The 26,958-nt window shown below is 59.0% G+C and carries 26 protein-coding genes; 1 reads left to right on the top strand and 25 read right to left on the bottom strand.

Going from position 1 to position 26,958, the window contains the following annotated elements:
- Positions 1 to 66: 66 nt before the first annotated feature.
- The 6 genes from pheT to sppA form a co-directional block, all read right to left on the bottom strand.
- Positions 67 to 2,532, bottom strand: coding sequence for a phenylalanine--tRNA ligase subunit beta (pheT, locus tag Q0D41_RS04970; protein WP_294376080.1), 2,466 nt, complete (start codon positions 2,530 to 2,532; stop codon positions 67 to 69).
- A gap of 232 nt (positions 2,533 to 2,764) precedes the next feature.
- The gene (gene pheS / locus Q0D41_RS04965; RefSeq protein ID WP_294376077.1) at positions 2,765 to 3,847 is read right to left on the bottom strand and encodes a phenylalanine--tRNA ligase subunit alpha; all 1,083 of its coding nucleotides are present in this window, start codon (positions 3,845 to 3,847) and stop codon (positions 2,765 to 2,767) included.
- Positions 3,848 to 4,373: 526 nt separating this feature from the next.
- Positions 4,374 to 4,814 carry a 50S ribosomal protein L31 gene (gene rpmE, locus Q0D41_RS04960; RefSeq protein WP_114614871.1) on the bottom strand — a complete coding sequence of 147 codons (441 nt, stop codon included), beginning with the start codon at positions 4,812 to 4,814 and terminating at the stop codon, positions 4,374 to 4,376.
- Between the two features lie 165 nt (positions 4,815 to 4,979).
- Positions 4,980 to 5,549: an NAD(P)H-dependent oxidoreductase gene (locus Q0D41_RS04955; protein ID WP_294376070.1), complete on the bottom strand. Its 570-nt coding sequence runs from the start codon at positions 5,547 to 5,549 to the stop codon at positions 4,980 to 4,982.
- 26 nt (positions 5,550 to 5,575) lie between these two features.
- Positions 5,576 to 7,591 carry a class I tRNA ligase family protein gene (locus Q0D41_RS04950; protein WP_294376068.1) on the bottom strand — a complete coding sequence of 672 codons (2,016 nt, stop codon included), beginning with the start codon at positions 7,589 to 7,591 and terminating at the stop codon, positions 5,576 to 5,578.
- Positions 7,588 to 8,793: a signal peptide peptidase SppA gene (gene sppA, locus Q0D41_RS04945; protein WP_294376065.1), complete on the bottom strand. Its 1,206-nt coding sequence runs from the start codon at positions 8,791 to 8,793 to the stop codon at positions 7,588 to 7,590. Before sppA ends, Q0D41_RS04950 begins: the two co-directional genes overlap by 4 nt.
- 158 nt (positions 8,794 to 8,951) lie before the next feature.
- Between sppA and Q0D41_RS04940 the strand changes: the two genes are divergently transcribed.
- Positions 8,952 to 9,521 (top strand): VanZ family protein, encoded by a 570-nt coding sequence (locus Q0D41_RS04940; protein WP_294376061.1) that lies wholly within the window; start codon positions 8,952 to 8,954, stop codon positions 9,519 to 9,521.
- 344 nt (positions 9,522 to 9,865) lie between these two features.
- On the opposite strand, the gene Q0D41_RS04935 is transcribed toward Q0D41_RS04940, so the two are convergent.
- The 19 genes from Q0D41_RS04935 to rpsH all read right to left on the bottom strand — a co-directional run bounded on the left by Q0D41_RS04935 (position 9,866) and on the right by rpsH (position 26,880).
- Positions 9,866 to 10,315 carry a YhcH/YjgK/YiaL family protein gene (locus tag Q0D41_RS04935; RefSeq protein ID WP_294376059.1) on the bottom strand — a complete coding sequence of 150 codons (450 nt, stop codon included), beginning with the start codon at positions 10,313 to 10,315 and terminating at the stop codon, positions 9,866 to 9,868.
- A 162-nt stretch (positions 10,316 to 10,477) separates the two neighbouring features.
- Complete coding sequence (locus tag Q0D41_RS04930) at positions 10,478 to 12,187, bottom strand: phospho-sugar mutase (RefSeq protein WP_294376056.1); 1,710 nt, start codon at positions 12,185 to 12,187, stop codon at positions 10,478 to 10,480.
- Between the two features lie 174 nt (positions 12,188 to 12,361).
- Positions 12,362 to 12,760: a GtrA family protein gene (locus Q0D41_RS04925; protein ID WP_294376054.1), complete on the bottom strand. Its 399-nt coding sequence runs from the start codon at positions 12,758 to 12,760 to the stop codon at positions 12,362 to 12,364.
- A gap of 51 nt (positions 12,761 to 12,811) precedes the next feature.
- On the bottom strand, positions 12,812 to 14,977 hold the full coding sequence (locus tag Q0D41_RS04920) for a cytochrome C oxidase Cbb3 (protein WP_294376051.1): 2,166 nt from the start codon (positions 14,975 to 14,977) through the stop codon (positions 12,812 to 12,814).
- Between the two features lie 156 nt (positions 14,978 to 15,133).
- Positions 15,134 to 15,760: an adenylate kinase gene (locus Q0D41_RS04915; RefSeq protein ID WP_288483194.1), complete on the bottom strand. Its 627-nt coding sequence runs from the start codon at positions 15,758 to 15,760 to the stop codon at positions 15,134 to 15,136.
- A gap of 157 nt (positions 15,761 to 15,917) precedes the next feature.
- A complete protein-coding gene (locus Q0D41_RS04910) occupies positions 15,918 to 16,685 on the bottom strand; it encodes a type III pantothenate kinase (protein WP_294376041.1) in 768 nt (255 codons plus the stop codon).
- A 2-nt stretch (positions 16,686 to 16,687) separates the two neighbouring features.
- Positions 16,688 to 17,389, bottom strand: a complete 702-nt coding sequence (coaBC, locus tag Q0D41_RS04905; RefSeq protein ID WP_294376040.1) for a bifunctional phosphopantothenoylcysteine decarboxylase/phosphopantothenate--cysteine ligase CoaBC — start codon at positions 17,387 to 17,389, stop codon at positions 16,688 to 16,690.
- A gap of 59 nt (positions 17,390 to 17,448) precedes the next feature.
- Positions 17,449 to 17,841, bottom strand: coding sequence for an aspartate 1-decarboxylase (gene panD, locus Q0D41_RS04900; protein ID WP_288169301.1), 393 nt, complete (start codon positions 17,839 to 17,841; stop codon positions 17,449 to 17,451).
- 363 nt (positions 17,842 to 18,204) lie between these two features.
- Positions 18,205 to 19,050, bottom strand: coding sequence for a pantoate--beta-alanine ligase (panC, locus tag Q0D41_RS04895; protein ID WP_294376029.1), 846 nt, complete (start codon positions 19,048 to 19,050; stop codon positions 18,205 to 18,207).
- Between the two features lie 96 nt (positions 19,051 to 19,146).
- The gene (gene panB / locus Q0D41_RS04890) at positions 19,147 to 19,974 is read right to left on the bottom strand and encodes a 3-methyl-2-oxobutanoate hydroxymethyltransferase (RefSeq protein WP_294376025.1); all 828 of its coding nucleotides are present in this window, start codon (positions 19,972 to 19,974) and stop codon (positions 19,147 to 19,149) included.
- Positions 19,975 to 20,046: 72 nt separating this feature from the next.
- A complete protein-coding gene (locus Q0D41_RS04885; RefSeq protein WP_367113810.1) occupies positions 20,047 to 20,967 on the bottom strand; it encodes a Rossmann-like and DUF2520 domain-containing protein in 921 nt (306 codons plus the stop codon).
- Positions 20,968 to 21,139: 172 nt separating this feature from the next.
- A complete protein-coding gene (secY, locus tag Q0D41_RS04880; RefSeq protein WP_114614856.1) occupies positions 21,140 to 22,420 on the bottom strand; it encodes a preprotein translocase subunit SecY in 1,281 nt (426 codons plus the stop codon).
- Positions 22,414 to 22,863 (bottom strand): 50S ribosomal protein L15, encoded by a 450-nt coding sequence (gene rplO, locus Q0D41_RS04875; protein ID WP_114614855.1) that lies wholly within the window; start codon positions 22,861 to 22,863, stop codon positions 22,414 to 22,416. Before rplO ends, secY begins: the two co-directional genes overlap by 7 nt.
- A 390-nt stretch (positions 22,864 to 23,253) precedes the next feature.
- Positions 23,254 to 24,561 carry a dicarboxylate/amino acid:cation symporter gene (locus tag Q0D41_RS04870; RefSeq protein ID WP_294376019.1) on the bottom strand — a complete coding sequence of 436 codons (1,308 nt, stop codon included), beginning with the start codon at positions 24,559 to 24,561 and terminating at the stop codon, positions 23,254 to 23,256.
- A 217-nt stretch (positions 24,562 to 24,778) separates the two neighbouring features.
- The gene (gene rpmD, locus Q0D41_RS04865; protein WP_123218660.1) at positions 24,779 to 24,967 is read right to left on the bottom strand and encodes a 50S ribosomal protein L30; all 189 of its coding nucleotides are present in this window, start codon (positions 24,965 to 24,967) and stop codon (positions 24,779 to 24,781) included.
- A gap of 2 nt (positions 24,968 to 24,969) precedes the next feature.
- The gene (gene rpsE, locus Q0D41_RS04860) at positions 24,970 to 25,509 is read right to left on the bottom strand and encodes a 30S ribosomal protein S5 (RefSeq protein ID WP_114614853.1); all 540 of its coding nucleotides are present in this window, start codon (positions 25,507 to 25,509) and stop codon (positions 24,970 to 24,972) included.
- A 14-nt stretch (positions 25,510 to 25,523) separates the two neighbouring features.
- A complete protein-coding gene (gene rplR / locus Q0D41_RS04855) occupies positions 25,524 to 25,892 on the bottom strand; it encodes a 50S ribosomal protein L18 (RefSeq protein ID WP_123218659.1) in 369 nt (122 codons plus the stop codon).
- A 23-nt stretch (positions 25,893 to 25,915) separates the two neighbouring features.
- Positions 25,916 to 26,461, bottom strand: a complete 546-nt coding sequence (rplF, locus tag Q0D41_RS04850; protein WP_294376015.1) for a 50S ribosomal protein L6 — start codon at positions 26,459 to 26,461, stop codon at positions 25,916 to 25,918.
- Between the two features lie 20 nt (positions 26,462 to 26,481).
- Entirely contained in the window at positions 26,482 to 26,880 is a 399-nt protein-coding gene (rpsH, locus tag Q0D41_RS04845) for a 30S ribosomal protein S8 (protein WP_114614850.1), read from the bottom strand.
- Positions 26,881 to 26,958 lie beyond the last annotated feature (78 nt).

Raw genomic sequence — 26,958 nt, 5'->3', positions numbered from 1 at the left:
CTCTAAATCGTTCGAAACAAAAATGGGGGCCGATATGGCCCCCATTTCAATGAATGCGGAAGTGCTCTAGCCGCGCATCTCTGCGCCCGTGGCCTTCGACACCTTCGTCACGAGCTTCTCGTGCGCCTTGTCGACCTCTTCGCTCGTCAGCGTGCGGTCGGCAGCGCGATACGTCAGCGAGAACGCCATGGACTTCTTGCCCTCGCCCACGCGCTCGGCGTCGCGGTACACATCGAACAGATGCACGCTCTCGAGCAGCTTGCCGCCCGCGCTCTGCATGCACTGCATAATCTTCTCGCACGTCACGGCCTCGTCCACGACGAACGCGGCATCGCGCTCGACGCCCGGGAACTGCGGCACGTCGACATAGTCGCGAGCCGGACGGGCATTGCGCTCAAGCGCAGCCATATCAAGCTCGAACGCCACCACGGGGCCCTCGGCATCGTAGGCAGCAACCGCCAGCGGGTGCAGCTCGCCCACCCAGCCAATCACGTCACCACCGGAAAGCATCTCGGCCGCGCGGCCAGGCTGCAAATGCGGCGCATCTTCGGCGGAAAGCGCCTTGAAGCGAACCTTCGGCAACGCCAGCTCGCGAGCGATGGCCTCAAGCGCGCCCTTTCCATCGAAGAAATCGAACGCACGCGGGTCGGTGTTCCAACCTTTGTCGTCCATGGCGCCCGCCAAAACGCAGGCCAGCTTGCGGCGCTCCTTCGGCTTGCGATCGCCCTCATGGGCCGCAAACACGGTACCGATTTCGTACAGCTGAATATTCGACACGCCATGCGCCTGGTTGTGCGCGACGCTGCGCAGCAGGCCGGGAACCACAGTGCGGCGCATGAACGCCTGCTCCGAATTCATGGGGTTAATGAGCTCAACCGCCTCGCCCAGGCCGTCTTCCTTCATGCGCAGCTTGTCAAGATCGTCGCCCGCGGCGAACGAATAGGTCATGGTCTCGTTGATGCCGCACGCAGAAAGGGTGCGATGGATTTTCGCATCCACGAGCTGCGCGTTCGTGCGCACGCCAATGCGACCGCGACCAGCGGGAAGCGTGGTGGGAATATTGTCCATGCCATAGAGGCGCAGCACTTCTTCGTACAGGTCGATCTCGCGCGGCAGGTCGGGGCGGAACGTAGGCGAAACCACCGACAGCACGTCTTCGTCTTCGGTTTGGGCCACTTCACAGCCAAGGCACTTGAGCGTATCAACGATGAAATCGCGCAGGATGTCGGCGCCCATCATGGCCTGGAAGCGCTTCACGCGGAACTGCAGGTGCGGCTGCTCGCTGGGAGCGGGCCACGCGTCAACAATGCCGCAGCCGTCTTCACCAATGCGGGCAACGGTGCCGCCGGCGACTTCGACGATAAGCGCTGCAGCGGCGGCCGAGCGCACCTCGACGCCATGGTCGTCAACACCGCGCTCGTAGCGCATGGAGCTCTCGCTGAACAAGCCCAGGTTACGGCTCGTGCGGCTCGTGCGGCCAGGCTCGAACACAGCGGTTTCGAGAAGAATATCGGTCGTTTCCTCGGTGACCTCGGTATCAAGGCCGCCCATAACGCCCGCGAGAGCCACGGCACCCTGCTCGGGCGTGGAAATAACCGTCATGTCACTCGTGAGCTCGCGATGCTCGCCATCGAGTGTCGTAAGTTTCTCGCCATCTTCGGCAGCGCGAACCACAATATGGGCCACACCTTCGGCGTTCTTGATCTTATTCAGGTCAAACGCATGCAGCGGCTGGCCGAACAGGAACAGAATGTAGTTCGTCACGTCAACAACGTTGTTCACGGAGCGCTGACCAATGGCGGCAAGGCGCTCGACCATCCAGTCGGGGCTCGGGCCCACCTTCACGCCACGAATCACGCGAGCGGTATAGCGCGGGCAGCGCACAGCATCGGTAACGTCAATTTTCACGGCGCCGGGCTCAGGCTCACCCGCAAGCTCCAGCTTGGCAGCCATGTCCTGCAACGGATTCGTCCACGGCTTGGCGTACATGGCACCAACTTCGCGGGCGAAGCCCACAACGGAGAGGCTATCGGGGCGGTTCGGAGTAATCTCCAGGTCGAGCACCGTATCGGTAAGGCCCATGAAATCGGCGATGGGCTGACCGATCTGCGCATCTTCAGGAAGCACCCAAATGCCTTCATGGTCAGTGCCCATGCCCAATTCGCGCTTCGAGCAGCACATGCCCATAGAGGTCACGCCACGAAGCTTCGACTTCTTGATTTTGAAATCGCCGGGGAGCACCGCACCAATCGTGGCAACGGGCACCTTGATGCCGGCGGCGATGTTCGGGGCGCCGCACACGATCTGAATCGGTTCGTCGCCGCCCACATTCACCTTCACCACATGCATGTGGTCGGAATCGGGGTGGTCTTCGCACGTCTCAACATAGCCCACGACCACGCCGTCGAACGCGGCGCCAAGTTTGTCAACGCCCTCGACGCCCGTACCCGTAAGGTCGAGCTTGTCGCAGAACGCCTTAATATCAGAAGGCACCTCGACATAATCGGAAAGCCACTTCAAAGAAACTTTCATAATTCGTCCTATCTAAACAGCCATCACTGGTCCAACAAAGTCAGCGAGCGGGCCTTTTATTTAATCAATCGCTTCAGGTCAACCAAAAGTCAGCGAGGGCTTTTGTGGTGCGTCGAATTAAGGTGTCGGGCGGCCGAGCGTACTTCGCTACGCGAGGGCAAGCCCGAAAGCCTTAAGGCGACGTGCCACGGAAGACCGCAGCGTCGGCAGTCAATTCTAAAAAATAAATTTTTTAGAATTGACGCAAGAAACGCATGTCGCCTTCGAGCAACATACGCAAGTCGGGCACGTTGTACTTCAAGCATGCGATGCGCTCGACGCCCATGCCAAACGCGAAGCCCGAGTACTCTTCGGGGTCGATGTCCACGAAGCCGTAGACGTTCGGGTCGACCATGCCGCAACCCAGAATCTCAAGCCAACCGGTGCCTTTGCACATGCGGCACTTCTCGCCGTTGTGCAAATGACCCGAACCACCGCACACGCCGCAGCTCACGTCGGCTTCGGCGGAAGGCTCGGTAAACGGGAAGTAGTGCGCGCGGAAACGCGTCTTGCGATCGGGGCCGAACATCTGCTTGCAGAAATAGTCGAGCGTGCCCTTCAGGTCGCCAAACGAAATGCCCTTGTCAACGACAAGGCCTTCCACCTGGTGGAACTGAGGCAGGTGGCTCGGGTCGGCAACGTCGCGACGGTACACCTTGCCCGGCGCGATGATGTAGATAGGCGGCTTGTTTTCCTCCATGGTGTGCACCTGCACGCCCGAGGTTTGCGTGCGCAGAAGCGCCGCCGATTCACCCTTCACAGCAGCCTGCTCGCCCGTGCGGTCGACCAGGTAGAACGTATCCTGCATGCCGCGCGACGGGTGGTCGGCGGGAGCGTTCAGGGCCTCGAAGTTGTAATAGTCGGTCTCGGCCTCGGTGCCGGAAGCAACGGAATAGCCCATGCCAAGGAAGATGTCGGAAATCTCATCGATAATGCCGCTGATCAGGTGACGCGTGCCAACCTGCTGGCCGCGGCCGGGAAGCGTGATGTCCACGGCTTCCGCGTCCATCTTCGCAAGCAGTTCTGCCTTCGCGAGCGCTTCCTTGCGATTCGTGAGCGCCGACTCGACTGCATTGCGCACGATATTCGCGGTTTTGCCCACTTCGGCGCGTTCTTCCTTGGGAAGCTGACCCATGCCGCGCAGGTAGCCCGTAAGCGTGCCCTTCTTGCCAAGCACGGCTACGCGGACCTCTTCGAGCGCCGCCGTGTCGGCCGCCGACTCGATGTCGCGCAGGGCTTGGGCATTAAGCTCGTTGAGCTCGTCGACTATTGCCATAGCCTTCGCCTTTCGTTGTTGTGCCAAGCGGCCGTGCCGCCCAGCCGCCGCGCCCGAGGTTGCGCGACCTTCGCCAATAAAAAAGAGCCTTCTTTCACCCCTCGGCCGAATTTGATTGCTCGAACTCGCAGCCCAAGGACGAAAGAAGGCTCTCGCGGTACCACCTTGGTTGACGGCCTTCACGCGAAACCGCGCAAGCGTGCCGCCCGCTCGTATGCCCTGTAACGGGAGCGCCCGGCATGGCCTAGTTGCGAATCCGCGGGATATGCCCGCCAGCGTTCAACCATGCTGCTCGGAAGGGAATCGGCGTCGCTGCGCGCTTGAGGCCCTTCCAGCCAAGGGGCCCTTCTCTGAAAAGCACGCGTCTGCAAGCCGCTGTCTTCGTCTTAGCATTTGCGCTCGAAAGTATAACGCACTTTCAGCGAATGGCACACCACCCATCAAGACGTTACACGAATTTCAGCCAAACAAAGAAGCCCGCTCATTGAGCGGGCTTCTTCTTTATGCGATGTATTCGCGTTTGAAACTACTCAGCGGCAGCTTCGGTGGCCTCGGCGGCAGCTTCCTCAGCGGGAGCGGCTTCCTCGGCAGGAGCCTCAGCGGCAGCCTTAGCGGCTTCGGCCTCAGCCTTCTTGGCGTACTCAGCAGCACGCTTAGCCTTCTCGGCGGCCTTAGCTTCGCGCTCGGCCTTCTTAGCGGCCTCGAGCTCGGCAGCCTTCGCAGCCTTAGCAGCCTTCTTCTCGGCCTCAGCCTTGGCGACCATGTCGGCAGCAGAACCGAACTTGTCGGCGAAGCGCTGGACGCGTCCACCGGTGTCGATGAGCTTCTGGGTGCCGGTGAAGAACGGATGGCACTTGTTGCAGATGTCGATCTTCAGCTCGCTCTTGGTGGAGTGAGTGGTGAAGACGTTGCCGCAGGTGCACTTGACGGTGCACTCGACGTATTCGGGATGAATTCCCTGCTTCATTGGTATTCTCCTTTGACAGAGTGCCTTGGTTTCCGACCAAGGCAGGACACAGCCCTCGAATAATACCACAGTCCCTACCCTGCATTGCAAGGGAGAAGCTGTGAAGATTCGAGAGTTTCACGGAATCGAGACGCGCTTTCGCCAGTTCCGCATTCGAGCCGAACGCTACAGCGACAAAACCCATTCCGCATAGCCTTCGGCATTGCGGTCGAGCTCTTCGTCGCTCAAGTCGGCCTCGGCGCCAAAGAGGGTCCACGGCGCATCGACATACGTCGCGTCGAGGTAATTCGCCGTCGCATGGAACGGGGCGAGCACCTGCGCCATGCCGAAACCAACGGGGCCCGCCTCGTCATAATGCTCCTCGGCGTCGCCCGCACTCACGGCATAGGCGATTTTCTTGCCAGCCATCTTCCTGCCCGGCTCGCCCGGCTGCACACGCTCGCCGCCATGCGACCAACCGAACGTATACACCTCGTCTTCCCATGCGCGCAACACGGGAGGGCAGCTGTACCAGTACACCGGGAATTGGAACACGATCGTGTCATGGGCGTCGAGCACCGCGTGCCACGCATCGGCATCAATGGTTCCGCCGTTTGCGGCAATCTCAGCAGCCAAATCGCGCACTTCAATCGATTCCGGGTGCTTTCGAAGCTCGCGCGCCCAGCGCGCATTCACGCGCGATCCATCGGCAAGATGGGGATGAGCCACCAGTACAAGCGTTTTCGTCTTATCCATGAGAGTCCTTTCCCGCAACGCGCGTCTTATTTGAACTGCGATTCGTGCTTCGCGAAGAAGTCGGTGCGCGGCGGAAGCTCCACAATGGCGTGACGGCCCACCTCGACGTCGGCGGCATCGCACAGCTCAGCCATACCCTCGAACGGCGCGTTCCAGCTGAACACTCGCTCGGCGGGCAGGCCCAAATGCTCCACGATCTTCTCGCAGCCGTCGGGCGCCACAGGATGCATGAGCAGCGTGGCGACGCGCAGCGTGAAGAAGCTGTCAACCAGGATCTGACGACGCATGTCGGCATCGTCGGCGCCCTCGGCGGTCTTGATGCCGTCGGCCCAATGCTTCTGCGCCCAGCGGATGAAGTCGTCCATAAGCGTCATGACCGAATGCAGTTCGGCCTTGTGCATAATGGCCTCATATTCAGCCATGGCTTTGTGGCAGCGCGCCACCACGTCGGCCGCGGGAGCGCCAAGGGGCATGAAGCCCTCGAAGTTCTTCTGCGCCTCGTAGAAGCAGCTGCGCGCCAAGCGGTTGAACACGTTCGTGAGCAACGCGCCTTCCTTAAGCACGGGGTCGGCCACGCGGGGATCGTTGCGCTTCGCCTCGTCGACCTCGAACGGCTTGGGCTTGAAGCCCACCGATTTCACATCGAGGCCCAAGCCAAGCCAATGGGCGCGCAGCTGGTCGACCGTATAGTGCTCGAGCAGCTGATCGGCCGAAGGAGGCTTCACCGCGCCCGAAGACGACGCCTTCACCTTGCCGAACAGAATGTGATGGTTCGCGATGAGCGTCGTTTGCTGCAAGTCGCCCGGCTGCGGGTACGCAACCTCGGCATTGCCATTCTCGAGCGCCATCCACAGCGCGGGCTGGGCAACGCCGTAGAAATACAGGTTGTCTTGGCCGATGAACTGGTACACGCGCGCATCGGGGCTGCACCACCAGTCGCGCACCGCGCTCAGCTCTTCGCCGCGAGCCTCGAGCGCCGTGGCCGAGAAGCTCACGGGAGCCCACAGGCTTTCGGGCCAGCACCACACCGTAAGGTCGTCAACGCCTTCCATCTCGGGCACCTTCACGCCCCACTCCACATTGCCGGAAATGCGGAACGGCACGAGCGCCTTGCCCGTACGGAAGCGAATTCCGGCGGCGGTGAGCTCGTCGCGGGCGGCGTCGCGCGATTCGATGTTGGCGAACTCGAGTTCAAAGCTCTGTTTGTTGCCTTCGGCGGCATGGAACTCATGCGCAGGCAATTTCGACTCGATAGCGCGATAGTCGGCCTCGAGCTCGTTTTTGATATAGATGACGGGCGGCACGAGGAATTCCTTGGCCGTCTGCGACACCACGGGACGCACCTCGGGGTCGGCCTCGAGGTTTTCGGCAATCTCGCCAAGCTGTTCGCGGAAATTCGGCAAGTCGAAATACCAATTGCGCACGGGACGAAGCTCAGGCACGCAACCCGTGAGCGACGACGTGGGCTTGATAAGGTCGGCGGGATCGAACTGGTGGCCCAGGTCGCATTCGTCGGCATAGGCCTTTTCCGACTTGCAGCCCTGCACGGGGCAATAGCCATGCACCTGGCGGCCGTTGAGGAACTGGCCCGCCTCAGGGTCGTAGAACTGCAGCGTTTCCATAAGGCGCAAGTGGCCGTTTTCATGCAGCTTTTCAAGCAGGTCGTTCGTCACGCGCTGATGCACTTCGCCCGCGCGGCCAATGCCCGAACCCTCGTAAATGGAAAGCGAGATGTCGTAAGCATCGAGCGTCGCCTTCTGCGCATCGTGGTTGCGCTGCACATAGTCGACGATGGTACCCTCGAAGCCCTCGTTTTCGCAGGCCTTGCGGTAGCCCTCCTGGATAGGCGAGCCGAAGCAGTCGGTGCCAGAAACGAAGAGCACATTCTGTTCGCCAATGCGGTCGCGAAGGAAGCGCGCATAGGCGTCGGCGGGCACGAACACGCCCGCAACGTGGCCGAAGTGCAGCTTCTTATTGCCATAGGGCATGCCCGCGGTAACAACCGCACGCGCAGGCCAAGTCAGTTCGCTGGTATAGCTCACGAAAGAACCCCCTCGTTCTTCAACAGTTCAATCAATTTCGCGGCGGCGGCCGAAGTGGCCGAGTCGCTGTCGCTTTCAGAAAGCAAATCCATCAGCGAGCTCAAGTCGCTCGACTGGGTAAGCGTAATCACATTGTAGTCGGAACCGAGACCCGCGAGTTGCGCGGCGGCTTCAATTGCGTCATCGAAAACGCCCACTTCATCGGCGAGGCCGTTCTCGACAGCCTGCTCGCCGGTGAACGGAAGGCCCGTCGCAAGCGCGCGAGCCTCATCAAGGCTCATTGAGCGCCCCTCTGCCACGTTCTCGACGAAGACTTCGTTCGTCACATCGATGAGCTCCTGGTAGTAGGCGCGCTCTTCGTCAGTAAGGGGACGCGTGCCGTAGCTCGAATCCTTCGATTCCGCCGACGCGATATTGTCGACCTTGATGCCCAACTTGTCGAGCAGCTCCGAAAGATCGGTCACCTGCATCACCGTGCCAATGGCTCCGATGTCGGTGGTCTTGTTCACGTAAATCAAGTCGGCCTGACTCGAAATCTCGTATGCCGCGCTGCAATTCATCGACGCGCTCGAGACCACCACGGGCTTGCTGAAGCGTTTCACGTATTCAGCCATTTCCTCGCCCGCCGTTGCCGTGCCGCCGCCCGAATCGACGCGCAAAACCACAGCTTCGATATCGTCGTTTTCCTCCGCCTGGTTGAGCAGCGACGAAAGGCCTTCGGGAGAGCAGGCCGTGCCGTCATATTGAATGGTTCCCGAAATATCGATGACCGCCACGGTGGGCCCATCGGTGAACTCTTCCTCGACAGAACCCATGCCGAAATTCGAGAGGGAATGCACCGCGCTCGAGCACGACATAGCCCCAACGGTGAAGCAGAATACGACGGCGAACAGAATCACGCCGAGTGCAATCCAGGGCGCCATGCTCTTTTTCTTCGGCGCGGGCGCGACATACGCGGGCTGCGCCGCGGGAGCATAGTACTGCTGGGCGTAGCCTTGCTGGCCGCACCCGGGCTGAGCGTATTGCTGAGCGCCGGGTTGCCCGTACGGCTGCTGCGCTTGAGGCTGTCCATACGGCTGGGACTGGGCAAACGGCTGCGCCTGGCCCTGAGCGTACGCTTGGCTTTGCTGCGCGTCAAAACCCTGCGGCGCCGCAGGTTGCGGCGGTTGCTGAGGTTGCTGGTTCGTGTGGTCTTCGGCCATGGATGCGCCTTTCCGAATGTGAATGTATCGCCCGCGTGGATATAACTTATTAATGGTAACGAAAACCTTGGCCGTTGCGGCCGTAACCCATCGATTTGATAGAATCACAAACCATGAAAACGCAATCTCGCATCACAAACAAAAGCGCGGACACACCCATGCGCGAAAGTTCGCACGTCATCGACGAATCAAAGGCCACAACCAGCGAAGAGCTCGAAGGCTCGAATCGCCCCCGCCTCCCACGCCGCGCATGCGCGTTTCTTTCATGGGCGGCCGTCGCGATTATGCTCGCCTTCATTTTCTGCATGAGCGCGAAAACGGGCAACGACCTCGATAACCACTCGGGCATCGTCTCAATCGTCAAAAATCTCTTGGTTGCGGGCGCCACGGCGCTCTTCGGCCACGAGGTCGACGTATCGCCCGTGGGACATTTCACGGAATACCTGCTGCTTGGCGCCGCGCTCGCAAACGCGCTGCGCTTCACGCCGTGGACCGCATTCGAGAGCAACGCAGGCGCACGCCCCGCAGGCATGCTCGGCGACTTCCCCGCCCCGCTCATCGCGCTCATCTTTTCGAGCCTTTATGGCGTAAGCGACGAGTTCCACCAGATCTTTACGCCCAGCCGAAGCTGCGACCCCATGGATTGGCTCGTCGACACCTGCGCTGCAGCCATCGGGGCCGCCATCGTGTGGGCGATTCTGAAAAAGCGCAATTCACGCCCTCAATAACACGCCCAGAAACCAAAACCTGCTAAACGCCCGGAGCATTTAGCAGGTTTCAACGTCCGGCGGTTGACGCTTTCAATTTTAGATTCGAAGGAGCGTTGAAGAAGTATTGAAGGAGAGCTCCGATGGATATTTTACCCTTGCCGCAGGAGCTGGTTCCATCCCATCACTCTTCGCAGGAATCATTCAGCTTGCTGTATTAGGAGCGTAAAAGACCTCAGGAAACGAAGAAGAGCGGCCAGAATGAACCCGAGCCGCTCTTCTCCATTACCGACGCCGCCCGCCGCTTCTTATTGGGCTTAGGGCCTCTTAAGTGCGGGCACCGCTGAAAGTTGCAATACGCCGATTTACACCAATACTTTGAAGACGCATTTCTTGTTATGGGAAGCGCCATCAACCGCAATGCCCGGCTTATGGGCATCGTCGGGGAAGTATGCCGCGAAGCTGCCCGGCTCAAGAATCACCTGGGTAGCGGCCTCACCCTCGAGCAGCATGAAGTCGCCCTCTTCGTCGAATTCGCCGGCATCGCACTTGGCGATCACCTGGGAATCGATGCGCTCGATGCCCGAAGCCACAACCTGCACATCGATGTAGCGCTTGTGCGCTTCGAACTTGCAATCTTCGAATGCCTTCGAATCGTATTCAGCGACGTTTACATACAGCGCATCGCCATCGATATCGTTGCGGCCGCACGGCAGCGCGGACAGGTCGTGCTCGCGCGCCCATTCAATTGCGCGGCGCACGCCTTCATGGCCGATAGTCGATAAATCGGTGCTTTCGATATTTCCGAAAATCATGGGATGTCCTTCCTTGTTGTGAATCCCAAAACCACGCATCACCGCGCGGCACACCCATTATAACGAGCCCCGCAACGGAGCTCGGAACAACACGGCTCCGCACGAAGCCCGCACACGTTCCGTACAAAACGGGCGGCCCGAAAGCCGCCCGCCATGCAACCTTTATTTCAGCAATTCGCGGCCCGCTGCCTCAAGGGCGTCGAGCAGTGCGTCGGCCGCAGCGCGGTCGGCATCTTTCGCGAACACATAGAGCTTGATTTTGGGTTCGGTGCCACTCGGGCGCACGATAACCTTGTTGCCGCCTTCAACGTCGAACTCGACGACGTTTGCCGAAGGCAAGCCGTTCACGCCACCCTCGTAGTCGACCACGGCTTCAACGGCGCGACCGGCGAGCTCGCTCGGAGCTTGCTCGCGCAGCTTCGCCATAATGCCGCGCATGGTTTCGGCACCTGCAGCGCCCGGGAACGAAACCGATACGGTGCGGTTGAGCCACCAGCCATGCTTTTCGTACAGCGCGCGCATGGCCTGAGCCAAGTTCATGCCGCGCAGCTTATAGTCTTGCGCCATTTGGCAAATGAGCAAGCTTGCGTTCACAGCATCTTTGTCGCGCACATGATTGCCCGACAAGTAGCCATAGCTTTCCTCGAAGCCGAAAATGAATCGGTCGACTTGGCCGGCATCGGAAAGCTCGGTAATGATGTCGCCGATGTATTTGAAGCCCGTAAGGCAACGACGCAGCTCGAAGCCATATTCCGCAGCAAGCGCGTCGACCATGGCGGAAGACACGATCGTCGTAACCGCGACCTTGTCGGACAGCTTCTCGCCACGCTCGCTGCGCATGCGAGCGATGTAATCGAGCAGGAGCACACCCATCTCGTTGCCCGTGAGCAGCGTGTAGTCGTCGCCGTCTTTGCATGCCACGCCTACGCGGTCGGCATCGGGGTCGGTGGCAAGCAGCAAGTCGGGATGCACTTCCTCGCACAGGTCAATGCCCTTCTGCATGGCCTCGCGAATTTCAGGGTTGGGATACGGGCACGTGGGGAAATCGCCATCGGGCTCGCGCTGCTCAGGAACCACCGTGATATCGGTGATGCCCGCGCGCTCGAGCACGGTGGTCACAGGAACAAGGCCCGTGCCATTGAGCGGCGTGTACACGAGCTTCAAGGGAGCCTCGGCGACCTGCTCGGCGGAAAGGATGCTCACCGACTTGGACAAAACCGCATCGTAATAGCGCTCGAGCACTGCGTCGTCGATCCATTTCACCATGCCCGAAGCCACGGCCTCAGCGAAATCCATCGTCTTCACGCCCGAGAACGCGTCGGTGTTCGCGATGGCGGCAGAAATGGCCTTCGCGGCCTCACTCGTGATTTGGCAGCCATCGGGGCCATAGGCCTTATAGCCGTTGTAGGCAGCCGGATTATGGCTCGCCGTCATGCAAATGCCGCCCGAGCAACCAAGATCGCGCACGGCGAACGAAAGCGTAGGCACGGGGGAAATCTTCGGATACACGTGCGCCACGATGCCGTTAGCGGCCAAGATAGCAGCCGTCACCTGCACGAACAGCTCGCCCTTGTTACGCGAGTCACGCGCAATCGCAACGCTCGGGTTCTCGAAATTCGCATTCAAGTAATCGGCGAAGCCTTGCGTGGCGCGACCGACGGTATAGATATTCATGCGATTCGTGCCAGCGCCAAGCGTGCCGCGCAGGCCAGCCGTGCCGAAAGCCAAATCTTGGAAGAATGCATCCACCGCCGCAGAATCGTCGCCCGCGTCAGCCGCCTTCTTCATTTCGGCCAGCTCAGCCGCTAGTTCCTCATCGGACACGTTGGCAATCCAACGCTCCAATTCAGCACGCACATCGCGATTTTCCATTTTGTATCTCCTAACCCATTGCTCGAGGCCACGGGACATGCGCTTCCGCTTCGGTCAGTCCTGACTCGCACGGAAGCCACATCAAGTGGCTTCCGGCTCGTGCGGAATCTATCGGAAACACACGCCCCGCGCTCTCGAGCCATAATCAATTTGAATACGACCCAAGCCGCGTAATTACCTATCTTCGTCCCCCGCATCAAGAAACTTCTTACGCGTCACAAAGTTCCACACCATGACGATTGCCGTGGCGCCGATTTTCGTAATGAGGTAATGAATGTGCAGCAGCTCGACGCCCGTCCACATGCACGCGTTGTTGATGATAAGGCCAATTACCGAAAGCACCACGAAAATGATGAACTCGCGGCGGCGGCTCATGCCTTCTTTATGCGTGAACACATAGCGCATCGACGCCACGTAGTTGAACACGACCGACACGGTGAACGAGATGGTGGCCGACACCAAGTAGTTCACGCCGAACGCTTCGGTGAGCAACGCGAGCAAGCCGTAGTCAATAACGAAGGCGATAACGCCCACGACACCGAATTTTGCAATTTGAGCTAAAAGTTTCTGCATATATCTCCTTCCGCCTGCCCGGCGGCCGTCGGCGGTTGCCGAAGAGGCTCCTTACGTCCAGAATTGGAACGTTTCGAGCAGGCCTTGGTATGCCCATGGGTAGGCATCCGAAACCCATCCGGTTTCTGCCGTAATGCACAAAAGCACCGTGTACGCCACGCCAATCGCAACCGCCACGGGCAACACGCGCACGAACACCGCATGCACCTTCGAGCCGTTTTCAATGTTCTCGTTCACGATGAACAGCAGCAGCACCGCCGCCATAAGGAACATGATGCTGAAGTCGGCGAAATAGCGCTGCAGAATGCCCGCCATTTCCGCATCAGCCACAGCGATAAGCACGCCGATGCCAATGAGCACGCCAATGACGCCTGCCACGGTGCGCGTCTTGCGCTGGTTGATGCGCATTTGCAGAATGCGACGGGCGAACGGAAGCACCCACAAAATAGGGAGCACGGCGAAAATGCCGCCGAACGTGACTTCCTTTACCGTTTGCCCCAAATACGTGGTGTCGAACGAGACAGCCTGCAAATAAGGGAACACGCCCGTGGTCGCGGGAGTTTGGAATAAATACGCGAACAGCGCAGGAGCGATGCGGCCCACCGCCATGCCGCGCTTCGTCATGTCGTTTACCGTGAGGTTGTAGTTCGCGCCGAAATCGAATAGGCTGCCAAAGCGCGCCTTGTTGTACCACATGATGCCCGCGCACACCACAATATAGGGCGCGATGAGGCACGCAAACTGACGAGCGCCCGCCGCCGTGCGAATGCGGCCTTCGGTAATGTACATGCGCCAGAACAACGGGAACGCCAAGAAGCTCAACAGCACGAGCTGCGGGCGGCACCCTACCACGAGCGCCATGCACAGCGAGCCCGCCAAATAGAAGCCCTCGGGACGTGAATGGCTACGACCCACCATCCAGAAATACAAGCCCCATACCGAAAACGCGAGCGCCAGCATAATGGGCAGCGAATAGAACGTGGGGAACTTCAGCAAATACGGCATGCCGCAACACGTCACAATCGCGATTTGCAGCAGCAGGAACACGCCAGTCGTCATGCGCTTGAAGTGGTAGCGGGCAAAGCGGTCAAGCAGTGCCGAAAGGCCCGCGATGAAAAACGCCATGCCAATGAGCACGCCGATCGCCGTGGGGAAATTCGCTCCCGTGACAAGGTAGAACGGCAGGTAGAACAGCAATACCGGCACTACACCGAAGTACACGTAATAATGGCCTTCGTAATATGCGGTATCCCATAAGTAGTTCTCGCCGGTTTCCTTCACCAACTGGTCGCGGGCACCGCGGTCATACGGGTCATCCATATTCTGCAACCAGTTAGGCGGCTCTTCTTCCAAATAGAGCTTGCCCTGCGTCATGGATTTCGCGAGTTCAGCGTATTGCTGCGCATTTTCGCCGCCGCATTCGAACACGTTGATAACGCTTACGCCATCCCACGAGCCCGAGTTGTAATGCTGCGTGGCAACGCCCACGAGGTTCGTGCCGAACAGCAGAAACGCCGCGCCAACCCAAATTTCCACCGCAGCCACGCCAATAACGGCGATTTTGGTGCGACGCGGGTGCTCGCGCAGCTGCGTGCGATACAGGCTCGACTTGGGGCGGAACGCATATATGAGCGCCATAATGCACGCCGCGAACAAGAAGCGCTCGCCGCTGAAGCTAAACGGTTCGGGCGCGTTGAGCACGACCTTCGATATATACAGAGGATAGGTGACCTTCGTTTCCCCATCGTCGACGCCCACCTGAATGCGCAGCTTGTACACCGAGCCCGAAGCGTTGATGTTGAGGTATTTGCTCTCTTCGTTGTTCGTGGAGACATACGTGACCGGAACGCCAGCCGTGTATTCATCGTCGTCGAAATACGTCGAGTGCGCGTCGTCGGTAAACCAGATTTTCACGGGCACGTTTTGCGCCGACTGGTTCCCCGAAAAATCAAGCTTGATGTTATGCACGGGAACGCCGACGTAATCGAACTCGATCGTGTTGTCGATGGCCGAGATGCGCAGGCGCTCGTCGGCGGTTTCCTGCAAGTTTGATTGTTCGTTGACCGTGATGGGCTGCCAGGCGAGGCTGCGCCAATGGTTGAAGTTGAACACCACGACTTCGAGCGCCGCGGCGCACAGCAAAATAACGCAGGCGACCTTCGCGAAGTGCCGCAACCGCGCATGATGTGTGGCGATGAACTCGCCAAGTAATGTCAAGAAAGCATGCATGGAGCGCATTATACCCAAGGTCACGCGCCGAATGAACGCTCGAGCCCGCGCCCCCATGCGCACCACAAAAAAGCGCCTCCCGAAGGAGGCGCAGTGGGACAGTTACTTACGGGGAAACTGTCCCTGTTTTGTTTCGAAACTGAATTACAGGCCGAGCAGAGCTTTCACGTCGACATAGACGGTGTCGACCGGACGATCGCCATCGACGCTCTTCAGCAGGCCCTTGCCCTTGTAGTAGTCGATAAGGGGGCTCGTGCTCTTGGCGTACACGTCGAGGCGGTTGCGAACCGTGGCCTCGTTGTCGTCGTCGCGCTGATACATCTCGCCGTCGCACTTCGGGCAGGTGGCGTCGGCAGCGGTGCCGATGTAGCCGCATTCCTTGCAGCAGCGACGCTCGGTGAGACGCTTGATGATGACTTCGGGGTCAACGTCGACGAGCAGGGCGGCGTCGAGGGGACGCTCGAGACGGGCCAGCATGTCGTCGAGGGCAACAGCCTGGGCCGTGGTGCGCGGGAAGCCATCGAGAATGAAGCCCTTCTCGCAGTCGGGCTCGCGCAGGCGCTCGTCCATGAGGTCGATGATCAGGCTATCGGGAACCAGGTCGCCCGCATCCATGTAGCCCTTGGCCTTCTTGCCGAGCTCGGTCTGGTTCTTCACCGCAGCACGCAGGATGTCGCCCGTGGAAATGTGGGGCGTGGCGAATTCCTCGACCAGCTTGGCGGCCTGCGTACCCTTGCCGGCGCCCGGGGCGCCCAACAAAACGATATTCATTCGTAAGTCCTTTCAACTTATGCAGTGGCCCCATTGTATCAGCTTGCACGCATACATGAAGAAAACCCAGACAATGCGCGGAATCTTACCGCCAACGACCAACGGGCGCTGATCACTCCGAGATTCAAAACGCGCCGGGGCGGCTTTGGAAAATCCGCTAGGCATTCAGCTTATAGAGATCCCAAAGCCCCTTCAGCAGCAAATTCGGGTCATGCACGATTTCTCGGCGGCACGCGGGGACGATCATGCGGCTCACGCCGCCCGTCGCAATAGCGGTCACAGGTTCGCCCAATTCATCGGCGATGCGGTCAATCAAGCCGTCGATAGTGGCTGCGTTGGAATACAGCACACCCGAATACATGCATTCGACGGTGTTCTTGCCAATAAGGCCCTTCGGCTTTTCAAACTTGATGAACGGCAGCTGCGAGCACTGCGCAGTAAGCGCGTCCTGCGAGATAACCACGCCGGGGTAAATAATGGAGCCGATATACGTGCGATCGCTCGTCACGACCGAGCACGTGTTCGCCGTGCCCATATCGAAAATCGCGAGCGCGCCGTCGTAATCGTTCACGGCGCCCGCCGCATCGGCAATCATGTCGACGCCCAAACGCTCAGGCGTGTCCATATCGATAGAGAATCCCAAATTCATTTGATAGTTCACCACAAGCGGCTCAAGATTCGTTTTCGCACGAACCGAGGCCACAACCGATTCGGTAAGCTCAGGAACGACAGAAGAAACAACCGCGCCCGTCACATCGGAGAAATCGAAGCCGTGCATGGCGACGAGCGCCTCGAAACCATCCATGAATTCGCGCACCGTGCGACGCTTGTCGGTGGGAAAACGCAGCTGGCTCGCGAGCTCGCCGCGCGTGGGCATAAGGCCCATTACCACATTGGTGTTGCCAATATCAACCGTAAGCAGCATGGCTACTCCCCTTCCGTCGACGCAGGGAGCGGGGCGAGCGAGAACAGCTCCGTCAAAAGCGCGTCGGCCGCATCGGCCTTCGAGAGCATGGGCAGGTCGACCTCATGCTCGCGAGAGATGAGCGTAAGGTGGTTCGTCGCCGTGCCGAAGCCCGCGCCCTCCTCGCGCAGGCTGTTCGCGCAAATCATATCGACGTTTTTGCGCGTGAGCTTGCCGCGGGAATTCTCAAGCACATTGCACGTTTCCATCGAGAAGCCGCACAAGCGCTGGCCGGCAACACGATGCGCGCCAAGCCAGGAAAGCGTATCGGGCGTGCGCTCGAGCTCGATGGACAAATCGCCATCTTTCTTCTTCATCTTGTTGTCGGCCACCGTTTTCGGACGATAATCGGCAACAGCAGCGGCGGCGACAATCGCGTCGCACTCGGCGTAACGGGCGCTCACGGCATCGAAAAGGTCTTGCGCGCTCACGATGTTCACGAGCTCGACGCCTTCAGGCGCCTCAAGCGAAACGGGACCGCTCACGAGCACCACCTGCGCGCCGCGGTCGCGCGCCACCTCGGCGATGGCATAGCCCATGCGGCCCGTAGAGTGGTTGGAAATAAAACGCACCGGGTCGATGGCTTCCTGCGTGGGCCCCGCAGTCACCAAAACCCGCTTGCCTTCCAAATCGCGCTGGCGATCTACCATATCGAACTCCCCCATTCGACTCTTTCAAACCACTGCATTATAAACAACGAAGGCCGCATGCGCGGCCCGTGCTGCTATTCCATGTCTTTCAGAAGACCATGTTTTTCGTAACGCGTCACACGCGCGATTTTGTTGTCGTCGTCGACGAACACGACGCGCGGCGGATTGGCAGGCACTTCCTCGGGGGACATCTGGCAATAGCACATGATGATGACCTTGTCGCCCACCGAAACGTTGCGTGCAGCAGCGCCGTTCAGGCAAATCATGCCAGAGCCAGCTTCGCCGGCAATGACATACGTCTCAAAGCGCTGGCCGTTGTTCACATCGACAATCTGGACCTTCTCATATTCCAGAATGCCCGAAGCCTCCATGAGGTCTTCGTCGATGGTGATGCTGCCCACGTAGTCAAGCTCAGCCTGAACAACGGTAGCGCGGTGAATTTTGCCTTTGAGCATATTAAGTTGCATTATCATCCTTTCGTTTGCCTTTCGGCAAACGATACGGCTCGACGCTGCGCGGAATTGTGGCGGTCGCTTCGACGTTCAGCCTTCGCCTTGCGTATTTTCAATACGCGGCGGCTTGGCTTCACGCCGATTCGACACGCCACGATTCCGCTCGCTGACAGCTATTCGAGCCGAATCGTTTTTTACAAGTTCGGGAATGCCTCGCTCGGAACGCGCCGGGTGGCTCTGATTGGGGCCGTCTGCGTTCAAATTGGTTTTAGTCCAAAGCTAAACGCAGCCAGGCGAGCGCATAGCAAGCGAAGCGAACGGTAGCGAGCCGTGGCCCCAAGCGGAGCCACCCGGCGCGTTCCGAGCGAAGTCTGAAGATTATCCTTCGTAAATGAAGTTGTCAATCAAGCGGGTTTTGCCAATGTAGACCGCCATGGCAACGAGCACGGGGCCTTCAATGGTCTCGACGGGCTCGATGGAATCCCACGATACCATCGAAACATAGTCGATCTTCGCCAGAGGCTCGGCGGAGATGAGTTCGCTCATGGCGCCCGTAACCGCTGCCGCAGACTTCTCGCCCTCGGCGACAAGCTTCTGTCCCAACTTCACAGCCTGAGAGAGCACGAGGCCAGCCTTGCGCTCCTCTTCAGAGAGGTACGTGTTGCGCGAGCTTTTCGCCAAGCCGTCAGCCTCGCGAATGATGGGGCAGCCCACAACTTCAACGTTCATGTTCAAATCGCGCACCATGCGGCGAATGACGGCGAGCTGCTGCGCGTCCTTCTGGCCGAAATATGCACGGTCAGCCATAGAGACGTTCATGAGCTTGTTCACAACGGTGCACACGCCGCGGAAGTGAATCGGACGGCTCTTTCCGCACAGCTCCTTGGTGACAGCGGTCATGTCAACGAACGTGCACGCGTCTTCGGCGTACATCTCGGACGGCTCCGGGTGGAAGACGAGCGCTGCACCGGCGCCTTCGCACAGTTTCGTATCGGCCTCGAAATCGCGGGGATAGCTCGCGAGGTCTTCGTTGGGGGCAAACTGCGTGGGGTTCAAAAACACGCTCACCACAACGCGGTCGTTTTCGGCAACTGCGCGCTTGATGAGGCTCTCGTGACCCTCATGCAAATAGCCCATCGTAGGCACCAGGCCAACCGTAAGGCCTTCCTTTTTCCATTCGCGAACCTGTGACTTCACGTCTTCCACGGTATAAGCGATCTTCATCGTTCTTCTTTCTTCAAAGTTTGAGCGCGCCGGCGCTCCTTGCAATCTATCGATTCGCGGCGGCCCGCTTTCCTTCAAGCCGCCGCGCCGTTTTCTTTAGCAGAGCTTCTCGAGCACGTCATCTTTGATTTTGTAAGTGTGCTCTTCAGTGGGGAACGCGCCCGACGCGACCTCAGCCGCGTAATTCGCAAACGCTTCACGCATGACTTCGCCCACATTGGCGTAGCGCTTCACGAACTTCGGCGTGAAGTCGCTGAACATGCCGAGCATGTCTTGGTATACGAGAATCTGACCGTCGCAACCAGCGCCTGCGCCAATACCGATGGTCGGAATCGAAACGGAGTCGGTGATCATTTGGGCAAGCGCCGCAGGAACGGCTTCAATCACAACGGCGAACGCGCCGGCCTCTTCAACAGCCTTGGCGTCGGCGAGCAGAGCGCGGGCAGCCTCCTCGCTCTTGCCTTGTACCTTGAAACCGCCGAACACGTTGATCGACTGAGGGGTAAGGCCAATATGTCCCATAACGGGAATGCCGGCCTTCACGATGGCGCGAATCTGCTCAGCAACACGCACGCCGCCCTCGAGCTTCACGGCGCCCGCGCGGCCTTCCTTCATAAGACGGCCCGCATTGCACACGGCCTCCTCGACGGTCACTTCATAGCTCATGAACGGCATATCAACAACCACAAGCGCGTTTTTCGCGCCACGAGCAACGGCAGCGCCGTGATGAATCATGTCTTCCATGGTCACCGAAACGGTGTCCTCGTAGCCAAGCACAACATTGCCCAGCGAGTCGCCAACCAAAATGCCGTTGATGCCCGACTCGTCTTCGAGCTTCGCCGTCGAATAATCGTATGCGGTGAGCATCGAGAGCTTTTCGCCTTTCGCCTTGGCGGCGGCAAACGTTGCAGCAGTATTCTTCATGGTATTCGCCTTTCTTTAAGAGCCGAGGCACCCGCCTCAAACCCTTCCTTCCCTCTTGTCGTTTTTCAGGACCTATCGTGCGGCCCTGAGTATTTCCGCGATATGCGAATAATCCCTCTCGGGATGCTTCGCGGCGGCGACCTCGACCACCACGCGCGAAAGCGCCGTATACGCGTCGCGCTCCTTCAACAGCGTTGGATCCTCCCGAAACGCCATTAAGTGTCCCACGACCGTTTCGGCGTCGTTGCGCTCGATGGGCCCCGTAAGGGCGTCGATGGGGCCGCGCTCGGCGATCGACTCGCAGTTGCCCACGAACAATGGCCGCAGCGCGCCACGAGCCTCGTCGGCGCCGAAGCCGCATCGCTCGAGCATCGTTTGAGCGCTGGCGAAAAGGCCCACGGCCAAATTGCTCGCGCACACGGCAGCCGCGTGGTAAAGCGGCTTGTCGCTCGAAGCGATTTCTCTATGACGAACCCCGCATGCGCCAAGCAGGCCCGACACCGTAGCAAGGGCCGAAGCGTCGCCCTCAAGCGTGAAGAGTGCCGAGGCGATTTTCGCCTGGGCGCTTCCCCCGCCCGAGATTGCGAAAAGCGGATGCACCGAAGCGGCCTTCGCGCCGTATTCAGCTGCATCGACAAGCGCGGCAGCGGGCAGTGCGCCCGAGCAATGGCATACGATTTTTCCGAACAGCGCATCGCATGCCGCATCGCCATACGACGCCACGAGATTCTTCCAGGCATTGGAAATCTCGCCGTCGGGTACCGTGAAAAAAATCACGTCGGACGCTTCGACCACTTCTGCCGCATTCGCATAAGCAACGGACGCCGTTTTCTCGGCCGACGTTTGCGCGTTTTCTGGCAACAGCGAACTGTATCCCGAAACCGCGATACCGCAATTCCGGAAAAGCTCGCCGAGGGCCGTGCCCACTTTGCCCGCGCCGACGAAACCAACACGAGCATTCGATTCGATCACGCCGCGCTCCTTTCCCTGCATAGCCCAACAAGCCCAGCATTATGAAAGGGAACGCCTCCGCATGCTATTCGAGAATTGGTATTTCCTTACGTTTCCCCGCACTAAGTCTACGTGATTTTCGAACAAAAAGAGCCCCACGGAGGGGCTCATAGTTTCGCAATAAAAATGCGGGCCGCCTGGCCCGCATTTTCGATTACTTGAAGAAGCCGTCGTAGTTGTACATCTTCAGCTGACTCTCAAGCTTGCTCATGGTGTCAAGCGCAACGCCGATCATGATGAGGATCGAAGTGCCGCCAAACGCCTGAATAAGCTGGTTGCCGGTGAAGTAGAACAAAATCGACGGAACAACCGCGATAAGCGCGATGAACAGGCCACCAGGCAACGTCACGCGATTGATGACGTTCTTGATGTACTGCGTGGTAGCGCTACCCGGACGAACACCCGGGATGAAGCCGCCCTGCTTGCGCAGGTTGTCGCTCGTCTCTTCGGGATTGAACACCATGGAGGTGTAGAAATACGCGAAGAACACGATGAGCGCCAGCGTAAGCAGCCAGTTGATCCAACCCGTCGACATGGCGTCGGCCGCTGCGGTGAGCCAACCAATGTTGAACAGGGCAGCGATCTGAGCCGGGAAGTAAATCAAGCAGCTCGCGAAGATAATCGGGATAACGCCCGCCGCATTCACCTTCAAGGGAATGTAGGTGGACTGGCCACCCATCATCTTGCGACCCTGCACGCGCTTGGCGTAGTTCACCGGGATGCGGCGCTGAGCGCGTTCCACGAAGATAATCGCGGGGATGCACAGCAGCACCACGAGCACGATGAGCAGCGTGACCGCAATGCCCATGCCCGTGTCGCCCGTAAGGTTCACGCTGCTGAAGATAGCCGCGGGAACGCGAGAGACGATGGACACAAAGATGATGAGCGACATGCCGTTGCCAATGCCGCGCTGCGTGATGAGCTCGCCCATCCACATGATGAACGCGGTACCCGCAACGAGCGTGAAGACGACGATGATGTCGGTGAGGATCTCGGGGACCTCGCTCGTGAACACCACACCGTAGGCGGAGCTCTTGAACAGGAAGAGGTAGCCGACAGCGTTAATCAGGCCAAGGCCCAGCGTCAGGAAACGCGTGACCTGGGTGATCTTGCGGCGACCGGTTTCTCCCTCTTTCGCCCAGCGACCCACAGCGGGAATAACGCCCTGCATCAGCTGCATGATGATGGATGCCGTGATGTAAGGCATGATGCCCAGCGAGAACACCGAGAAGTTCGACAGCGCGCCGCCCGTGAACAGGTCGAGCATGGTCATGCTCACGCCGCTCGCAGCAAAAGCGTCTGAGAACTCTTTAAAGGGGATGCCAGGCACCGGCACGTACGCGCCGAAGCGGTACAGCGCCAAGATGCCCAAGGTGAACAGGATCTTCTTGCGAAGCTCCGGCACCTTGAATGCATCAATGATGGACGTTAGCAAGACTGCTCGACCTTTCCTCCGGCCGCCTCGATCTTGGCGACAGCAGCAGCAGAAATTTTGTCAACCTTGATGGTGAGCGGCTTGGTGATTTCGCCACCAGCAAGAACCTTGACGGGGGTGTCGAGCTTCTTGATGATGCCCTTAGCCTTCAGAGACTCGGCGTCGACGACGTCGCCAGCCTCAAACTTGCGCTCGAGACGAGAAACGTTGACGGCAGCGTACTCAACGCGGTTGAAGTTGCGGAAGCCAGGGAGCTTCGGGAGGCGCATAGCCAGCGGAGTCTGGCCACCCTCGAAGCCGGGGCGCTTGCCGCCGCCGGAGCGGGACAGCTGACCATTCATACCACGGCCAGCAGTTTTGCCATGGCCGGAAGCAGGACCGCGGCCAACGCGCTTACGGTTTTTGGTAGAGCCCTCTGCGGGCACCAGGTCTTTAATCTCCATGATGAATCCTTTCGCTTTTCGGGCGGGATACTTCCCCGCCTTCGCCGGCAGCTCGCTCGCCGGCAAACTACATTACCGCTTGCGGGCACACTACGCCTAAAACGCAAGCTTTCAAAGGATACAAGAAAAGAGCCGCCTGTACAAGCCAGACGACTCTTCAATTCATAGGTTCTGCACCCGCGAGATTGTCGCATAGAACACGCCAGCCGGAGCCGTTTGGAACAGGGGCCGTCTTTGACCGCGTTCGGCTACCGCTCGCCTTCGGCTCGCTATGCGCCTCACTCCTTCGCTTCATCTAACAAAGAAGTGCATATTTGAAGCTCAGAGGGTCATAGACGGCCCCTGCCCCAAACGGCTCCTTCTCGGCCATCAGAAGCAACGAAGGAGTGCCTACGCTGCCTTCGCGGCCTTGCGCTCAGCCTTGCGACGCTCCATGGCGTCAACGCACACGGCGCAGCTCTGGTCGCCCGTGATATTGACGGTCGTGCGCATCATGTCGAGGATGCGGTCGACGCCTGCGACGAGCGCAATGCCCTCGACCGGCAAACCGACCGACTGCAGCACCATGGCGAGCATGATCATGCCAGAACCAGGAACACCAGCGGTGCCGATAGAGGCGAGCACGGCGGTAAGCACGATGGTGAACTGCTGGCTGAGAGTCAAATCGATGCCGAACACCTGCGCGATGAAGATGGAGCACACGCCCATGTAAATCGAGGTGCCGTCCATATTGATGGTGGCGCCCAGCGGCAAAACGAAGCTCGAGACCTCGTTGGAAACGCCGAGCTTCTTGGAACATTCCATGTTCACGGGCAGCGTGCCAACCGAGGAGGCGGAAGCGAATGCGAACACCATAGCCGACATCTGCTCTTTGAAGAAACGGATGGGGCTCACGTTGGCGAGAACCTTCACCAAGCCGGAGTACACGACCGCCATATGAAGAATCATAGCGAGATATGCAACCACGATCAGCTTCAGCAGCGGCAGCAAAATATCGGGGCCGTTGCTCGCAATAACGGGCGTGATAAGGCCAAAAACGCCGAAGGGGGCAAAGCAGATGATGCCATGCATAATCTTGATGCACACTTCGCTCATGCTGTTCACGAGGTCGGCAACGGGCTGGGCCTTCTTGCCCGCAGCCATAATGCCGAAGCCGAAGACAAGGGCAATCACGATAACCTGCAGCATTGTGGCGTCAGCCATAGGCTGGATGACGTTTGCGGGGAAAATGTTCACGATTGTGTCGATGAACGAGGGGGCTTCCTTCGCTTCATACGAAAGTTCCTCGGCAGGCAGGCTATATCCGCCGCCAACGTTGAGGATGTTCGCCATAACCAAGCCGATGATAATGGCGAATGCCGTCGTGGCGAGGTAATAGACGATTGTTTTGCCGCCGATAGCACCAACGCGCTTAATATCGGACAGCGAAATGACGCCAGCGGTCATCGTGAAAATAACGAGCGGGACGACGATCATCTTAATAAGGTTCAAGAAAATCGTGCCGAGCGGCTTGATGTACGTGGTGGCAAATTCAGCATTGCCTTGAAGCGCAATACCGGCCACAACGCCCAACGCCAACGCAATAAAGATCCACGTGGTGAGCGAGAGTCGCTTATACCAGGGCAAATCCTTCTTCGATTCGGACACTTCGTCGAAGTCATGCTTGGCTTCTTTGCCAAGATCGCTCAATTGCGACACTGGTCTCCCCTTTCGATGCAGGAATAGATCCGATTGATGTGCCCTCGCTGCATTTTCTATGAAGCGAGGGCACATCAATGCCGAAAGAATTGTAGTCGATGCGACACCTACCGCGTATTCACAACCGTTCACCGTCGGCAAGCGAAACATTTTCGAAACATATACACAAAAAGCCCGCTGCGAGCAGCGGGCTTTCGGTTCGAAAATCGAAGAGGATTTAGTCCTCAACAACCTCGACGAGGTGCTTGACCTTGAAGATCATGCCACGGATGGACGGCGTATCAGCCTGCTCAACCGTACGACCGATTTTGCCAAGGCCCAGAGCCTTCAGGGTTTTGCCCTGGTCGGCCGGACGGCCGATCTGGGAGCGAACCTGGGTGATGTGAAGAGTCTTCGCTTCAGCCATGATTACGCCTCCTTCTTCTCGGACCAGCCATAGATCTGGCCAACAGTCATGTTGCGGCGCTCAGCAACCTCGGTAGGAGCAGAGAGCTCCTTGAGGCCCTCGGCAGCAGCCTTCACGATGTTCATCGCGTTGGAGGAGCCCAGGGACTTGCCGAACACGTTCTTGAAGCCAGCGAGCTCGAGCAGAGCACGAACCGGGCCACCGGCGATGATACCGGTACCAGGGGCAGCAGGCTTGAGGTAAACGCGGCCCGCGCCAAACTCGCCCATGATGTCATGCGGAAGAGTACGGTCTTCGTTCATAGGAACTTCGAACATATTCTTCTTGGCATCTTCGATGCCCTTCTTGATAGCGATAGGCACTTCCTGAGACTTGCCCATGCCAACGCCGACATGGCCTTCGCCGTCGCCGACGACAACGAGAGCCGTCAGACCGAAGCGGCGGCCGCCCTTGACGACCTTGGAAACGCGGTTGATGTAGACCACGCGTTCCTGAAGCTCAGGAACGGCGGACTGCTTCTTTTCTTCTTTGCGAGGAGTCATATCCAAACCCTTTCCTAGAACTTCAGGCCAGCGGCGCGAGCGCCATCGGCCAGAGCCTTGATGCGGCCGTGGTACAGGTTACCGCCGCGGTCGAAAACGACCTCGGTGATGCCAGCTTCGATGGCCTTCTTGCCAGCGATTTCGCCCATGGCAGCAGCGCCTTCAACGTTGGCACCGGACTTGCCGGTAGCCTTGAAAGCCTCGCCCAGGGTGCTCTCGCCGCAGATGGTCACATGAGCGACATCGTCGATGAACTGCACGTACAGGTTCGAGTTGGAACGGGTAACGCAAAGGCGCGGACGAGCGGCGGTGCCAGAAATCTTGCCGCGGACGCGACGGTGGCGACGAGCCAGCCCGGCCTGCTTCTTCTGGAGTTTCTTCATCTTATATCCCTTCAGACCTTAAGCTACTTGTCGCCCTTGGCAGCCTTGCCAAGCTTGCGACGAACTTGCTCGCCCTCGTAACGAATGCCCTTGCCCTTGTAAGGCTCGGGAGCACGCCATTTACGGATGACGGCAGCAGTCTGGCCAACAGCCTGCTTGTCGGCACCGGAAACGGTGATGTGCGTCTGATCGGGCACGGTGAAGGTGATGCCTTCGGGGGCCTCAACGACAACCGGATGAGAGTAGCCGAGAGAAAGCTCCAGGCTGTTGCCCTTCAGAGCAGCACGGTAGCCAACGCCAACGAGCTCGAGCTTCTTCTCGTAGCCCTCGTGGACGCCAATAACCATGTTGTTGACGAGCGAACGGGTAAGGCCGTGGAATGCCCTGGCCTCACGGGAGTCGTCAGGACGGGAAACGATGAGTTCCTCGCCTTCCTGAGCGATGGACATCATGGGGTTGAACTCGTAGGAGAGTTCGCCCTTGGCGCCCTTCGTGGTGATTTTGTTACCTTCGATGGTAACGGTAACTCCGGCAGGAACCGGAATGGGCTGTTTGCCGATACGAGACATAGTAAGCTCCTATCCTTTCCTTACCAGATGTATGCGATAACTTCGCCGCCGACGCCAGCCTTGCGAGCGTCGCGGTCAGCCATGACGCCCTTGGAGGTGGACACGATAGCAGTGCCCAGGCCGCCGAGAACGCGGGGCAGTTCGTCCTTGCCAGCGTAAATACGCAGGCCGGGCTTGGAAATACGCTTGATGCCGCGAATGGTCTTCGCCTTCTTCTCGCCGTACTTCATCGTGATCTCGAGAATGTCGCGAGGCGAGTTCTCAATGATCTCGTAGCCCTGGACATAGCCCTCTTCGGTCATGATGCGAGCGATTTCGACGAGCTTCTTCGAAGACGGCATCGAGACCGTCGCCTTGCCCGCAGAGTTGGCGTTACGCACGCGCGTAAGCATATCTGCGATGGGGTCGTTAATGGTCATTTGATTCTCCTTTGGTTCGTGATGAGCTCAGCCGGAGGTACGCAATGACGCCCGTGGCGTGTGCGCCTTACCGGCAAG

The sequence above is a fragment of the uncultured Slackia sp. genome (genome assembly GCF_934630525.1).
Lineage (GTDB): Bacteria > Actinomycetota > Coriobacteriia > Coriobacteriales > Eggerthellaceae > Slackia.
Note: the sequence above shows the minus strand (reverse complement) of the source record. Positions and strands in the feature narration are given on the sequence as shown.

Coding starts and splice junctions, on each gene's coding strand:
- panD (WP_288169301.1), bottom strand. CDS start 17,841: ATGCAACTTAATATGCTCAAAGGCAAAATTCACCGCGCTACCGTTGTT.
- pheS (WP_294376077.1), bottom strand. CDS start 3,847: ATGGCAATAGTCGACGAGCTCAACGAGCTTAATGCCCAAGCCCTGCGC.
- Q0D41_RS04940 (WP_294376061.1), top strand. CDS start 8,952: ATGCGCGAAAGTTCGCACGTCATCGACGAATCAAAGGCCACAACCAGC.
- Q0D41_RS04935 (WP_294376059.1), bottom strand. CDS start 10,315: ATGATTTTCGGAAATATCGAAAGCACCGATTTATCGACTATCGGCCAT.
- rpsE (WP_114614853.1), bottom strand. CDS start 25,509: ATGACTCCTCGCAAAGAAGAAAAGAAGCAGTCCGCCGTTCCTGAGCTT.
- rpmD (WP_123218660.1), bottom strand. CDS start 24,967: ATGGCTGAAGCGAAGACTCTTCACATCACCCAGGTTCGCTCCCAGATC.
- pheT (WP_294376080.1), bottom strand. CDS start 2,532: ATGAAAGTTTCTTTGAAGTGGCTTTCCGATTATGTCGAGGTGCCTTCT.
- coaBC (WP_294376040.1), bottom strand. CDS start 17,389: ATGGGGGAGTTCGATATGGTAGATCGCCAGCGCGATTTGGAAGGCAAG.
- rpmE (WP_114614871.1), bottom strand. CDS start 4,814: ATGAAGCAGGGAATTCATCCCGAATACGTCGAGTGCACCGTCAAGTGC.
- sppA (WP_294376065.1), bottom strand. CDS start 8,793: ATGGCCGAAGACCACACGAACCAGCAACCTCAGCAACCGCCGCAACCT.
- rplF (WP_294376015.1), bottom strand. CDS start 26,461: ATGTCTCGTATCGGCAAACAGCCCATTCCGGTTCCTGCCGGAGTTACC.
- panB (WP_294376025.1), bottom strand. CDS start 19,974: ATGAAGAATACTGCTGCAACGTTTGCCGCCGCCAAGGCGAAAGGCGAA.
- Q0D41_RS04925 (WP_294376054.1), bottom strand. CDS start 12,760: ATGCAGAAACTTTTAGCTCAAATTGCAAAATTCGGTGTCGTGGGCGTT.
- rplO (WP_114614855.1), bottom strand. CDS start 22,863: ATGGAGATTAAAGACCTGGTGCCCGCAGAGGGCTCTACCAAAAACCGT.
- panC (WP_294376029.1), bottom strand. CDS start 19,050: ATGAAGATCGCTTATACCGTGGAAGACGTGAAGTCACAGGTTCGCGAA.
- Q0D41_RS04885 (WP_367113810.1), bottom strand. CDS start 20,967: ATGCAGGGAAAGGAGCGCGGCGTGATCGAATCGAATGCTCGTGTTGGT.
- Q0D41_RS04915 (WP_288483194.1), bottom strand. CDS start 15,760: ATGAATATCGTTTTGTTGGGCGCCCCGGGCGCCGGCAAGGGTACGCAG.
- Q0D41_RS04930 (WP_294376056.1), bottom strand. CDS start 12,187: ATGGAAAATCGCGATGTGCGTGCTGAATTGGAGCGTTGGATTGCCAAC.
- rpsH (WP_114614850.1), bottom strand. CDS start 26,880: ATGACCATTAACGACCCCATCGCAGATATGCTTACGCGCGTGCGTAAC.
- Q0D41_RS04955 (WP_294376070.1), bottom strand. CDS start 5,549: ATGGATAAGACGAAAACGCTTGTACTGGTGGCTCATCCCCATCTTGCC.
- Q0D41_RS04910 (WP_294376041.1), bottom strand. CDS start 16,685: ATGCTGCTTACGGTTGATATTGGCAACACCAATGTGGTAATGGGCCTT.
- rplR (WP_123218659.1), bottom strand. CDS start 25,892: ATGAAGAAACTCCAGAAGAAGCAGGCCGGGCTGGCTCGTCGCCACCGT.